At 60.4% G+C, this 12,109-nt stretch carries 10 protein-coding genes; 6 read left to right on the top strand and 4 right to left on the bottom strand.

Going from position 1 to position 12,109, the window contains the following annotated elements:
* Positions 1-20: 20 nt before the first annotated feature.
* Together CAURIC_RS06810 and CAURIC_RS06805 are read left to right on the top strand one after the other, a co-directional pair.
* Positions 21-695 (top strand): NUDIX domain-containing protein, encoded by a 675-nt coding sequence (locus CAURIC_RS06810; protein WP_035115290.1) that lies wholly within the window; start codon positions 21-23, stop codon positions 693-695.
* Positions 696-847: 152 nt separating this feature from the next.
* Positions 848-1,876 (top strand): ATP-dependent 6-phosphofructokinase, encoded by a 1,029-nt coding sequence (locus CAURIC_RS06805; protein ID WP_265913951.1) that lies wholly within the window; start codon positions 848-850, stop codon positions 1,874-1,876.
* Positions 1,877-1,961: 85 nt separating this feature from the next.
* Here the strand turns inward: CAURIC_RS06805 and CAURIC_RS06800 are convergent, their stop codons facing one another.
* Positions 1,962-2,885, bottom strand: coding sequence for a DUF4261 domain-containing protein (locus CAURIC_RS06800; protein ID WP_084588221.1), 924 nt, complete (start codon positions 2,883-2,885; stop codon positions 1,962-1,964).
* Positions 2,886-2,963: 78 nt separating this feature from the next.
* Here CAURIC_RS06800 and gatB point away from each other — a divergent pair, with 78 nt between their 5' ends.
* Positions 2,964-4,481, top strand: a complete 1,518-nt coding sequence (gene gatB / locus CAURIC_RS06795; protein WP_172644083.1) for an Asp-tRNA(Asn)/Glu-tRNA(Gln) amidotransferase subunit GatB — start codon at positions 2,964-2,966, stop codon at positions 4,479-4,481.
* A gap of 229 nt (positions 4,482-4,710) precedes the next feature.
* Here gatB and CAURIC_RS06790 read toward each other — a convergent pair whose 3' ends face one another.
* From CAURIC_RS06790 to CAURIC_RS06780, 3 genes are read right to left on the bottom strand one after another with little or no spacing between them, the layout of a single operon-like run.
* Entirely contained in the window at positions 4,711-6,000 is a 1,290-nt protein-coding gene (locus tag CAURIC_RS06790) for a glycosyltransferase family 2 protein (RefSeq protein WP_290182214.1), read from the bottom strand.
* Complete coding sequence (locus CAURIC_RS06785; RefSeq protein WP_035115297.1) at positions 6,000-6,923, bottom strand: glycosyltransferase family protein; 924 nt, start codon at positions 6,921-6,923, stop codon at positions 6,000-6,002. The genes CAURIC_RS06790 and CAURIC_RS06785 overlap by 1 nt, the downstream gene beginning before the upstream one ends.
* Positions 6,920-7,906: a WcbI family polysaccharide biosynthesis putative acetyltransferase gene (locus CAURIC_RS06780; protein ID WP_035115300.1), complete on the bottom strand. Its 987-nt coding sequence runs from the start codon at positions 7,904-7,906 to the stop codon at positions 6,920-6,922. Before CAURIC_RS06780 ends, CAURIC_RS06785 begins: the two co-directional genes overlap by 4 nt.
* Before the next feature lie 197 nt (positions 7,907-8,103).
* Between CAURIC_RS06780 and CAURIC_RS06775 the strand changes: the two genes are divergently transcribed.
* Genes CAURIC_RS06775 through CAURIC_RS06765 form a run of 3 tightly spaced genes read left to right on the top strand, consistent with a single transcriptional unit; the run spans position 8,104 to position 12,076 of the window.
* The gene (locus tag CAURIC_RS06775; protein WP_035115303.1) at positions 8,104-9,138 is read left to right on the top strand and encodes a glycosyltransferase; all 1,035 of its coding nucleotides are present in this window, start codon (positions 8,104-8,106) and stop codon (positions 9,136-9,138) included.
* The gene (locus CAURIC_RS06770; RefSeq protein WP_052095116.1) at positions 9,135-10,238 is read left to right on the top strand and encodes a glycosyltransferase; all 1,104 of its coding nucleotides are present in this window, start codon (positions 9,135-9,137) and stop codon (positions 10,236-10,238) included. Before CAURIC_RS06775 ends, CAURIC_RS06770 begins: the two co-directional genes overlap by 4 nt.
* Complete coding sequence (locus CAURIC_RS06765; protein WP_290182210.1) at positions 10,235-12,076, top strand: glycosyltransferase; 1,842 nt, start codon at positions 10,235-10,237, stop codon at positions 12,074-12,076. Before CAURIC_RS06770 ends, CAURIC_RS06765 begins: the two co-directional genes overlap by 4 nt.
* The last annotated feature ends 33 nt before the right edge of the window (positions 12,077-12,109 follow it).

The following is a 12,109-nucleotide window of genomic DNA, read 5'->3' as shown; positions in this document are numbered from 1 at the left end:
ACGGTGTGAGGAGCGAGACCATGACGGGTGACGGCTGGGCTGTAGGAACAGACGGGTCTCGGCGATGGGGCACGCTGGGCGCCGCTGGGTTGATGCTGCTCACTTCGGCGGGGGAGGTCCTCATGCAACACCGCGCCAAGTGGACTAATCGCGGTGGCACCTGGGCCTTGCCGGGTGGGGCGATTGATACGGGAGAATCGTGTGCGGATGCCGCGCTGCGGGAAACCTGGGAAGAAACCGGAGTTCTACCCGAATTGGTCACGGTGCGTGGGGAACTGGTGACCTCACGGATCGAGCTGAGTCACGTTCTCACGCGCCAGCCGCTGGCCTCCGAGGATATGGAGTTAGTGGATAGCTTCCGTGATGAGGTCGAGGGTATCGGGGATCCCCGTGACCCCCGTGTCCAGGAACTGATGAACGACAACCGGATAGAACACCCCGGCCACGGAGGTCACTTGGTGTTTGGTTTAGGCGGTCGTTTTTGGTGGGAGATTCCGGATAGCTCGGTGAGCGAGTGGTGCTATACCGTCGTTCTGGGGACCTGTGACACTGTGCTGGAATTGAATCCAACGGCAGAGTCGACGGACCTGAAATGGCAGCCCCTCGATGACCTTGAGCAACTGGACCTCATGCCGGAGTTCTCCCACAGCTTGCCCGCGTTACGCGAGAAGATCGGTGAGTTGGGACTGCGCTAGTTCGGGCGGGGCATTGTGAAGTCGAATCGCATTGAGCGTGGCCGATCTCTACACCGCACGGTTGTCCTCGGGTGTATGTAAACCAGCCCGCCTGACCCGCGCGAGTGCCCTTACACAGCGAGTGTCGGAGCCGATCGCTACAATCAGGCACTATGCGTATTGCGACCCTCACCAGTGGTGGTGACTGCCCCGGACTCAATGCCGTTATCCGCGCCGTCGTGCGCACGGCTGCTCAAGAAGGCTCCACAGTCGTGGGCTTTGAAGATGGCTGGCAAGGCCTGCTGGAAGATCGTCGCGTGCAGTTATACGACGATGCGTTTATCGATCGGATCCTGCGACAGGGTGGCACCATCTTGGGCACCGGTCGTCTGCACCCTGATGACTTTATGGCAGGTATCGATCGGGTTAAGGAGAACTTGGCCGACGCCCACATTGATGCCTTGATCGCGATCGGCGGGGAAGGAACCCTCAAGGGGGCAAAGTTTTTGCACGAGCATGGCGTTCCGGTTGTGGGCGTGCCAAAGACTATCGACAACGACGTTGACGGCACCGACTACACTTTCGGCTTCGATACCGCGGTCGCCGTAGCTACGGATGCAATTGACCGGTTGCACACCACCGCTGAATCCCACAACCGTGTGATGATCGTAGAGGTCATGGGCCGCCACGTTGGCTGGATTGCAATGCACGCGGGCATGGCTGGTGGTGCTCATGAGATCCTCATTCCAGAAGCCCCGTTCGATATCGACGAAGTATGCAAGCGCATGGCTCGCCGTTTCCAGCTGGGGGAGAAGTACGGAATCATCGTGGTCGCTGAAGGGGCGCTGCCAAAGGAAGGCACGCTGGATGTCGGTGAGCGCGAGGTTGACCAGTTTGGCCATGAGAAGTTTGATGACATCTCTGGTCTCATCGCCAAGGAATTGGAAAACCGGCTCGATACGGATGTGCGCACAACGGTGCTGGGGCACATTCAGCGCGGTGGTACTCCCACCGCTTTCGACCGTGTTTTGGCCACTCGGTTTGGTGTGAACGCCACCCAGGCTTGTTTGGCGGGAGACTTCGGCAAGGTCGTGGCGCTCAACGCGTCCCACATTGAATTGATTACCTTTGAGCAAGCTGTGGGCCAACTCAAGGAGGTTCCACTGAAGTTCTACGAAACGGCGCAGGCGCTGTTCGGCTAGGCGTCGAATCAAAAGAAATTGGTGACGGCCTGCGCTTTTGTACGGCCCGCAATGCCTGCGCTACGTCCGCTACCTGCGCCGCGCGTTACGCCTCGGTGATCTGCAACTCCAAGCAGGCGACGTCGGCGAAGTAGGGGTGGGTTCCCTCAGAGACACGCAGGATCTGATCATCGGCGAATCCCAATGTGTCCTCGGGGCGCAAGACGGCGCCGTTCAGGATGTAGTTGGCAAGGTTCATGAGCTTGGCGTAGAGCTCCTCGGGTGGAATGGGAGAGTCCACGAATATCAATTCGGGGTGCCCCAGGGGTGCTAAGCCGCACGTGTATGCGTTACTACCGCCGTTTTCCGACTGCACAATCCACACCGAAACCAAGGCCTCTTCCACTCGGCCCTCTTGAACGAAGCCACGGTAGTAACCCGCATTGAACGTGACCTCGGCCAGGGTGGAGTGCACCAGCAACGCGCCATCGACGGCAGCTACGGCTTCGGTCACCGCGGCGTGCGTGAAAGCACTGTTCATCCGTGGTTCGATGAATTGCTTGTTCAGCTGCATTCGACCCTCGCTGGGAAGGAGGGCGACCACAACCTGGGCTGTGACGTTATCGACGGCGCTTTCCTCGCCCGACAAAACGGGGTGGTAGCGCATGTGGAAGTACTCACCGTCAGGTACCGCCTCGACGGTGGTGACGTGAATGAGGTGATCACCCCATACTTCCACCGCTACCGAGTTTGTTTCGGGGTTGATCTGGAATTCGCCGAGTTCGTTTTCGAACTGTTGTTGCAGCTGCTCAACGATCTCCTCGGGACCGGGCGTGCGATCGAATAGCACAATGTTCACAAGAGGTGCTGAAACTGTACGGATATCCAGAATGTGCGGGGTGCCTTCTGGATGGGAAGTGTGCTCCCCCTGTGCGGGAATCGGTGCAGATTGCGCCGATGTTTGTTCCCGCGAGGTGCGAGATGCGCGAGATTTGCGTCCGAACATGAAGGTTCTTTCCGTCGATGACATGTGGGGCCACCAACCTTACCGAGGCTCAGCCATGGCCGTTGCCGAATAAAGAATTTCCGTCGTACTAAGATGGTCACCATGACTGCGCCTGTGTATGACTACTCCGATGATGTGATGGATTTCGATGAAGTGCTGGAGCGCTTCGACCCGGTTATGGGTATGGAAGTCCACGTCGAGCTGTCCACCAAGACGAAGATGTTCTCCACCTCCTCGGCGGAATTCGGCGATGCACCGAACACCAACGTGGACCCCTGCAGCTTGGGGCTGCCCGGCGCGTTGCCCGTGGTGAACAAGCAGGGTGTGGAATGGGCCATCAAGATTGGTCTGGCGCTGAACTGTGAGATTGCACCTTACTCCCGCTTCGCGCGAAAGAATTACTTCTACCCAGACCAGCCGAAGAACTACCAGATCTCCCAGTACGATGAGCCAATTGCGCACGACGGCTACTTGGATGTCGTGTTGGAAGATGGCACCGAGTGGCGCGTAGAGATCGAGCGCGCGCACATGGAAGAAGATACCGGCAAGCTGACCCACCTGGGTGGCGAGCGCGGTCGCATCCACGGCGCTACGTCCTCCCTCGTTGACTGCAACCGCGCCGGCGTGCCGCTCATTGAGATCGTGACCAAGCCGATCGAGGGGGCGGGAAAGCGCGCACCGGAGGTAGCGAAGGCTTACGTTTCCGCACTGCGCGATCTAGTGAAGGCCCTCGGCGTCTCGGATGCGCGTATGGATCAGGGCTCGATGCGTGTGGATTCCAACCTGTCGCTCATGCAGAAGGGCGCCACGGAGTACGGCACCCGCACCGAGACTAAGAACATCAACTCCCTGAAATCCGTGGAGCAGGCTGTGCGCTTCGAGATGCAGCGCCAAGCAGCGTGCCTAGTCAACGGTGTAGAGATTGTGCAGGAAACCCGCCACTACCAGGAACTTGATGGCACGACCTCTAAGGGGCGCCCGAAGGAGACGATGGCGGACTACCGTTACTTCAACGATCCTGACCTGCCACCGGTTCTGGCCCCCGCGGAGTGGGTCGAGGAAATCCGCGCTACGTTGCCGGAGATGCCATGGATTCGCCGGGCGCGTATCCAGGAAGAGTGGCAGCTTAAGGATGAGGAAATGCGGGACCTGGTCAACGCCGGTGCGTTGGACCTCATTGTGGATACCGTGGAAGCGGGCGCGAAGCCTGCCGAGGCGCGCTCCTGGTGGGTCTCCTACCTGGCGCAGAAGGCCAACGAACAGGGGGTGGAGCTGGAAGCTCTGCACATCACCCCACAGCAGGTGGCGCGCGTGGCTGCTTTGGTATCCGAAGGCAAGCTGACCAATAAGCTGGCTCGCCAGGCAGTTGACGGCGTGCTGGCTGGCGAAGGCGATGTTGACGAGGTCGTTAAGGACCGTGGTTTAGAGGTCGTCCGTGACGACGGTGCTATCGAAGCCGCGGTTGACGAGGCTTTGGCCGCGAACCCCGACATCGTGGAAAAGTACAAGGCTGGCAACAAGAAGGTCACCGGCGCGATCGTCGGTGCCGTCATGAAGGCCACTAAGGGCAAAGCTGACCCGGCACAGGTCAACCAGCTGATTGCAAAGAAGCTGCAGTAACCCAGCACTAGCTCCCTTCGCGCAAGAGGCTGCGCTCGCTTCGCCTCGTGTGTGGCACCCGCCGCGCGATGACGCTTACTGGACGATTACCGCGCAACGCTGGCTGCACGGTGCACAACTTGGGTTGCGCGCGCTGCACTCGCTTCGTCTCGTGTGTCGCACCTGCCGCGCGATGACGTTTATTGGACGCTTACCGCGTGGCGGGGTGAACGTGTTGCGGTTAAGTATGTCACCACCCAGCAAACAAACGCTCCAGCTGTTGGGGGCCGCCCACCGGCCGCAATCCAGCCTGCTCGGGCGTTGTGTGCTGTACTGCCAACTCCAGTGCAACCCCACGCGCAGTGGTGATGTCGGACCCATCGGGTAGCTGCACCATCCGATCCGTCACAGCCGCATAGAACGTCTCCACATTCTCCAACGCTAGCGGCTCGGCCATTCGGACCTGGATCCGCGAATCTGGCGCCTCCGTGGCTCTCTTCTTGCCGGCGTGGCCCTGGCCCTCACTGCCATCCAATTGTCGGACTCGTGGATCAGCCGCAAACAGCGCGGGCACCTCCCCATCCATATACACCTGCACATCTGCCTGCAGCCAGCTTGCGATCACGGCCTCCGAAACTCCGGGGCGTTGCCAGGCGGTAGCGGTGGTGGGGGCTTTTTCTTTTGGTAGGACGACGCCAATGTCAGCCACTTCGAACAACCCGAACTGCGGCCGGCACATGGGATGGGTGATGCGTGTGGCCAGAGCGGTCGTTTCGAAATTTTTTCGACGAATGGCTTCGTCGGGGTCGCCGAAGCGCTGTCCAAAGTCGTCCTGCGGGTGAATAGCAATAGCGGCCGGTTCGTGGACGAACTGCGCACCATGATTCCAAGCGCGCCATGCGAACTCCCAGTCCTCACCGCCGTAGCGGACCAGGGTGGCGTCGAACCCCGAAAGAAAAGTGAAGAAAGACCGCGAGCACACCATGGCGGCGGAGATGATGAAACGCCACGAGGTATCGTCGGCGGCGCGGAGGTGGTCTGTGTGGTGCCATGCGTGGCGCAGCCATTCGGGTTCTTCGGCGCTGGGGCCGGTGAGTCGGCTGCCGACGACGAGCGCGCGGGGATTCGCGGTGATGTGTGGGACGGTGGCGCGGAGGAACCCGGGTTCGGGGCATGTGTCACCGTCGAAAAACGCCAGCACCTCACCGGTGGCTCGGGTGGCGCCGAGGTTGCGGGCGGCAGCTGCGCGGAAACCCTGATCGGGTTGCCAGACGACGGTGGCGCCCAGCCGGTGCAAGGTCGGCTGGAGCTGAGGATCTTCGTGTGCCGGAGGAGTGGAACCATCATCAGCAACGATGATCTGCACCGGACCGGGGTAGTCCTGGTTTACGACTGCAGTGAGGACCCGCAGCAGCTGGTCGGGGGCGTTGTAATAGGGGATAATCACGCTGACTGCGGGAAACGCGGAGCGGGCGTTGCCCGGTTGAGGTGAGGGATGGGGGTCGGCAGGGCGCCGGTGATCGGTATTGCTTGGATTCATTACATCAATCCCGCCTTACACCACTGCTCTTGCCACTGCTGCGCGACACGATCCCAACCGTAGTCCGGCGGGTCGATGTGCTCTGGTGTGAAGTTGTCGATGGCCGCGCGCAGCTGACCTGGGCGCACCAGCGTAATACGCCCAGGTAGCCACTCGGCGATTTCGCGCGTGTATGGGGAATCGCTAGCCAGTACTGTGCGGCCGGCTCCCAGCCACGTCATGAGCGAGCCCGAGGCCGAATAGTGCCTGTGCGCGCACACGGGAACCGCAATCTTCCCGGCTTCCAAGGCGAGCTCCGCATCGGAGAGCCACCCAGTGATCTCCGCGTTTGCGGTGAGCGCCTCTGCCCAATCCTCGTGACCGGCAGAGACACCACCAAGAAAGCGCAGGTTGTAATCCGACCCAACCAACGCGGCGATCACGTCCTCGTGGCCCTTGCCAGGGTAAATGAATCCCAGGACTCCGACTGTGCCCGGTTGCGGCTGGTATGGGGAATCAACACGGGGGATAGGCAGGCGAATGACAACCGGGGTGGTGGGGGTATCACGGAAGAAGGCGCCCTCGCTGTGGGAGTTGACCACCGTCAGCGTTGCGGCTGCGGCGAGTTTTTCATAGGCCGGGCGGCGACGTTCAAACCGTTCGTGCCCCTCCTGGGCCTGCGGTATGTCGTGCAAGGACAGCGAAAAAGGCCGGCCGGCCACGCGGCGCAAAACGTTCTCAGCGGCCTCGGCGGGTGAAGAACCGAAAAGGTGGTCCGTGAAAGTGACATGGATGGGTTCGTCGGAGTCTGCGTTTACCTTGTCAGGCGCGTGAGCATCGCCAAACGTCGTCTCGCGGATTACATCCGCACCTACCGCAGTGGCGAGCTGTTGCGCGTACACGGTCACGCCGTGACCCTCGGGGCCCACTACTAGGTGCTTCATGCCAGTAATCCCAGGTTTTCAATCCGATCGGCATGCCGTTGCAATCCGTGGGCGACCAACCGCGGGCGCTGACGATAAAACTCCAATTGTTCCCGCACGATCTGCTCTTCGTCGAGTACACCGCCATTTCGTGTCTTCCACGATTCTCGTCCCGCAACTGCGGTTGGGTCGACGCCCAACGCATCCACCGATTCGGGCTCAATTGGGGCGTCGAGTTCCCCTAGCATTTCGTAATCCGGAGCAGTGATCGATTCGGTTGGCAAACCCAATGTGCGCAATACTCCGCGGGCTAGTACGCAGAGGGTTTCATTGTTGGGATGGTTGACGGTGTGCCATACGGGATTGGTTTCGAGGAAGTTCGATATGACTACCGTATCGTGGCGCTTTTCCCGATTGCGAATCTGCTGTACCGACATTGCAGCGGCGTGGCGCAGGGCCGCAGGTCCCACATTGCGGCGCAGGGCTTCCACATTGCAGCGCAGGGCCGCAGGTTCCACATTGCAGCGCAGGGCCGCAGGTTCCACATTGCAGCGCAGGGCCGCAGGGGTCACGGCGCGGCCGAGCACGTTGGATGCCCCAGCTGCTACCGATTCCCCGCTGGAGGCAGCTGCCGCCACCAATATGCGCAGGTCGTGATAGGGAACCACGGGCGGGTTTAGTGAGCTGTCATCGGGATCGCGAATGATGGCTTGATACGGCATCAGGCCATCAAAACGCAGCACGGGCACAACCACTTGCTGCGCGTGCGGGGGTGCGGTGGCGAATGCCTGTGCGGTGCCTACGGGCAGTCCGCGGTAATCGTCACGGATGGGTTGGGCGACCACAACATCGGAGCCCTTCAACAGTTCTCCAAACCAAGGCATGTCTGCTGTGGTCAATTCGTGCACGGGAGGGATGCGGTGCGATTCAAAATGGCCCGTGCTCATCAGGAGTTTGCGTAGCGATTCTGCTTGGCAGTTTCCGATGACGGTGAGGGTAGGCATGGGTTCCAATCTAACCACAAGCCGACTGACACACGACGGGGACGAGCATTAACGACAATCCCGGTTCGCAACGTTTTCGTACACCGCACAGGCAATCTGCAAACAATCCGAAACTTAAGTAAATTGGAATTCTCGTGAAGTATTTTCGGTGCGGTCGCGTGCCGATCGTGGTCTATTCCCGATAAGGGGCGTGAAGAGTGAAGCGTAGTGTACGGGTGCTATCCATTCCCGCCCAGCATCCATACACTCAGGCCATCAAACCAGCTAACGCGGTCTACTTTCCCGATCCCGATATCAATGGAAACTGGTGGCCGCATCCCGCTCTGGAGGCCAACTTTTGGTCGAGCGCACCGACTGAGGAGGAGCCCGCAGCGGCGGGGGGCTTCGGTACAGCTTTCTCGCACCTGCATTATTCGCTAGGGGGCATCGATCTGGTGCATCTGCATTTCGGTTTTGAGCACCGCACCCCCCAACAGATCCAGGAATTCGTTGATGCATTGCCCATCCCACTTGTGGTGACTGTGCATGACCTCGACAACCCGCATCTGGTCACGGCCGCCCAACAGCAGGAACACCATGAGCGCCTGCGTATCCTCATCCGTGCCGCTGCCAGTGTGATCACGTTGACCCAGCCGGCTGCCCAGCGACTGCGCGAAGAGTTTTCCGCCCAACGCGTGGACGTGGTTCCGCACCCTGCAATCACCCGGGATGTTCCCAATCCGCCCCGCGATCCAGTCGCTGGAGTGTTCCTGAAATCGCTGCGCAATAATGTCATCTCCGACCCCAGCTTTTACCTCGCCATCGCAGCCGAAACTCCGTTGCGGGTCTTTATTCATTCCGACGCCCCCACACGGCCCCTTCGAGAAGCCCTCACTGGGAAGGTTGATCTGCGCGTCCACGCCCCGTTCAGCGATGACGAGCTACACCAAGAAGTCGCATCGGTCACGACTTGCCTGTTGCCATACGTCCGGGGAACCCATTCCGGTTGGCTGGAAATGTGCCGTGACGTGGGCACCACCGTTGTGGCTCCCGACGTTGGGTGCTACGAAGGCCAAGCCGATAGCCCGGGCACGGTTCGGGTCTATGACGCAGGGGACGCACACGCGGCCGCCGACGCGCTGAACAGGCAATTAGAACGCGGTACTGTGCCGTACCGCGGCAACCGGGAGCGACAGCTTCATTTTATTCACGGTTTCCACGAACGACTCTACGAAAGGTTGGTCACGCCATGACTTCCACATTGCCCTTGCGCAGAGCAAGTGACCACCTGCGCCCGTTGCGTATCGCGTTCGTGGCCCCATCGCGCTATCCCATCAAGGAACCGTATGCAGGAGGGCTGGAAGCATTCTGTGGCACGATGGTCCGGGCCCTTCGGGAACAGGGCCACCAGGTTGACATGTATGCGGCCGTCGGTTCGCAAGGCCATCAGCTAGACATTCAACTACCCGGGGTGGATTGGGGTGATGCTCCCGAAAATGCCGTCGATACCGAATACCCGGCCGGAGAACGTGAAAAGGAAGACTGCGCCTTCATCGCCCTGCGCAACCACTTGGTCGACCAAGATTACGATGTCGTGCACAACAATTCGCTGAATGCGTGGATGTTTCCTTCTGCTCAGTCTCAGGAATATCTACCGATGGTCACCACCTTGCACACCCCTCAGCTCCCGGAGATGCAAGAGGCCATCACGAACGCCGGTCGCGCCAGCGGCGCATTCGCGGCTGTGAGCCACACTACGGGCGCGGATTGGATCACCCCCACTCCGGTCGAGGTGGTTCCCAATGGCGTGAATGTGCGCCAGTGGGCGCTGGGTCCCGGCGGGAAATCGGCAGTGTGGTTTGGCCGCTTGGTTCCAGAAAAAGGGGCACACCTGGCAATCGATGCGTGCCGCGAGCGTCAGCTCCCCCTCATTCTGGCTGGTCGTAAGGGCGATCATGCGTATTTCAAGGAGGAAATCGCTCCGCGATTGAAGTACCCGGAGGTCCGGTGGATTGGGGAATTGCCCCATGACAAGTTACGCCAGTTGGTCGGTAACTGTGCATTGACCGTAGTAACACCCCGCTGGGAGGAACCCTTCGGATTGGTTGCATTCGAATCCATGGCGTGTGGCACACCTGTTGCGGCGTTCGCCCGCGGGGGATTGGCTGAGCTCCTTGCGGAGGCACCCGCATGCCTGGCGGCATCGGATTCAGTTCCGGCACTTGCGGATGCCATCGATCGCGCCCGCACATTTGATCGGCGCGAGGTTCGCAACTGGGTGGTAGCCCGTCACTCCCTGACGCAAACGGCTCAGCGATATATTCAGCTGTACCGGGAGGTTATGGTGCGATGATTTCACCCATTCCTTCCGCCTCGCCCCACGATGATGGTGCGACGACTGCGCCGTGCATTGGGATTTACGCCCACCACCACGGATCCGGGCACCTGCACCGATGCCGCGAAATTGCTCGCCAACTGCGTCAACGTGGTTTTGCGGTGACTATATTTTCTAGCGCGGCCGGCGCGGACATCACACTCCCCGACGATTCCCCCGCAGACGGCCAGGTGCCCGCCTGGCGCGCGACGACGGCCGCAGGCACGGCCCACTATGCACCTCCGCAGAACGCTGGCCTGCAGCAACGGTTTGCCCGCCTCGCGCAGTGGATCGCGGAACACAAACCGGCGGCGTTCTACGTTGATGTTTCCGCGGAAGTCGTATCCTTCGTGCGTCTTATGGGCATTCCTGTGGCCACTATTGCCATGCCCGGCGTGCGCGATGACCAACCCCATCAGACCGCCTACGCTCAGGCTGATGCCATTATCGCTGCCTGGCCACACTGGGTCCCACTGCCTTTTTATTTGACGCCCCACGCTTCCCGCTTCCACGCTATCGGTGGGATCTCTCGGCTTGAACCCATCAACGCGGTTACGCACCATCCCAGGCGCGTGGTAGTCATGACCGGCGAGGGCGGTTCTACCTGGGACCCTGCGGACTGGGTCCAGGTGCAGAGAGCATGCCCCGACTGGGAGTTCATCCACTTGAGCGGGCGCAACCGTGTTGCAGATCCCAGTGAACTTCTGGCAGGGGCAGCGGTCGCGGTGATTGCGGGCGGCCAGAATTCCATCGCGGACCTCGCAGTTCTGGGTACCCCAGCCATCGTGTTGCCGCAACCCCGCCCATTCGCGGAACAAAACGTGACGGCCAAGGTGCTCGCCACAGCGGGCCTAGCAACGGTCATGGAAGAGTTTCCCGCTGCGAACGAATGGCCTGCGATCTTGGAAGAAGCTGCCAATTCCACGCCACGGTGGGAACGGTGGGAGACCGACGGAGCAGCTGGCCGCGCAGCTGACATCATTGCGAATGTGGCACACCCTGCAGTCCAGGATGAATCCGCAGCAGAACCGCGGACGGCGGTCCTCACTTTGACCGACCATCAGCGCGTCCATCACGTGCAAAACCAGGTGAATCTATTGCCCCTCGGGGTGGATCACATCACCATCGCACTTTCTGACGTTGAGCGGGTGCGACGAGCACTACCAACCTCGACGGTGGTAGCCGCTCCGAGCGATAATCTCGCTGCTGCGCGAAACTGTGGAGCACGCCAGGCAATCAAACGGGGTGCCCGCCGATTGATTTTCTTGGATGCGGACTGCGTGGCGTCGAACCAATTAATAAACAGCTACCAGCAAGCCCTACAGCGCAAGCCCCACGCCGTGGTGGCCGGGCCGGTGACGTACATGAAACCGGGAGAGCTGCGGACCACTAATCCCCAGCCACATCCCGCACGGCCGAACCCCCAAGTAGGTGAACTGGTGAAGGCGGATAACTACGACCTGTTCTGGTCACTGTCGTTTGCACTTGAGGCAGCAACATGGGAACGCATCGTCGATAGTTTTGGTGGATTCGATGAGGGATATCAAGGGTACGGTGGTGAAGATACAGATTTTGCCTCCAACCTGCAGAAACACAACATCGAACTGTGGTGGGTCGGGGGAGCACACGCCTTTCACCAGTGGCATCCCGTTTCTTCGCCACCGTGGGAACATGAAGATGACATTGTGACCAATGCCACCTATTTCCACAACAAGTGGGGGCGCTGGCCGATGGAGGGTTGGTTACGCGAGTTTGCTGAGGCCGGGGCGGTGGAGTTTACCGGTGGTCGGTGGCGCCGTACGAAGTGCGACAAGTAACCGTTTTCTGTGAGGAAGGCGCATTACGCGCCG

The sequence above is a fragment of the Corynebacterium auriscanis genome (assembly GCF_030408435.1).
In the GTDB taxonomy this organism is placed as follows: domain Bacteria; phylum Actinomycetota; class Actinomycetes; order Mycobacteriales; family Mycobacteriaceae; genus Corynebacterium; species Corynebacterium auriscanis.
Note: the sequence above shows the minus strand (reverse complement) of the source record. Positions and strands in the feature narration are given on the sequence as shown.

What these genes read in the sequence shown, in the direction of transcription:
- CAURIC_RS06810 (WP_035115290.1), top strand. Translation starts at nt 21, where the DNA reads ATGACGGGTGACGGCTGGGCTGTAGGAACAGACGGGTCTCGGCGATGG.
- CAURIC_RS06805 (WP_265913951.1), top strand. Translation starts at nt 848, where the DNA reads ATGCGTATTGCGACCCTCACCAGTGGTGGTGACTGCCCCGGACTCAAT.
- CAURIC_RS06800 (WP_084588221.1), bottom strand. Translation starts at nt 2,885, where the DNA reads ATGTCATCGACGGAAAGAACCTTCATGTTCGGACGCAAATCTCGCGCA.
- gatB (WP_172644083.1), top strand. Translation starts at nt 2,964, where the DNA reads ATGACTGCGCCTGTGTATGACTACTCCGATGATGTGATGGATTTCGAT.
- CAURIC_RS06790 (WP_290182214.1), bottom strand. Translation starts at nt 6,000, where the DNA reads ATGAATCCAAGCAATACCGATCACCGGCGCCCTGCCGACCCCCATCCC.
- CAURIC_RS06785 (WP_035115297.1), bottom strand. Translation starts at nt 6,923, where the DNA reads ATGAAGCACCTAGTAGTGGGCCCCGAGGGTCACGGCGTGACCGTGTAC.
- CAURIC_RS06780 (WP_035115300.1), bottom strand. Translation starts at nt 7,906, where the DNA reads ATGCCTACCCTCACCGTCATCGGAAACTGCCAAGCAGAATCGCTACGC.
- CAURIC_RS06770 (WP_052095116.1), top strand. Translation starts at nt 9,135, where the DNA reads ATGACTTCCACATTGCCCTTGCGCAGAGCAAGTGACCACCTGCGCCCG.
- CAURIC_RS06765 (WP_290182210.1), top strand. Translation starts at nt 10,235, where the DNA reads ATGATTTCACCCATTCCTTCCGCCTCGCCCCACGATGATGGTGCGACG.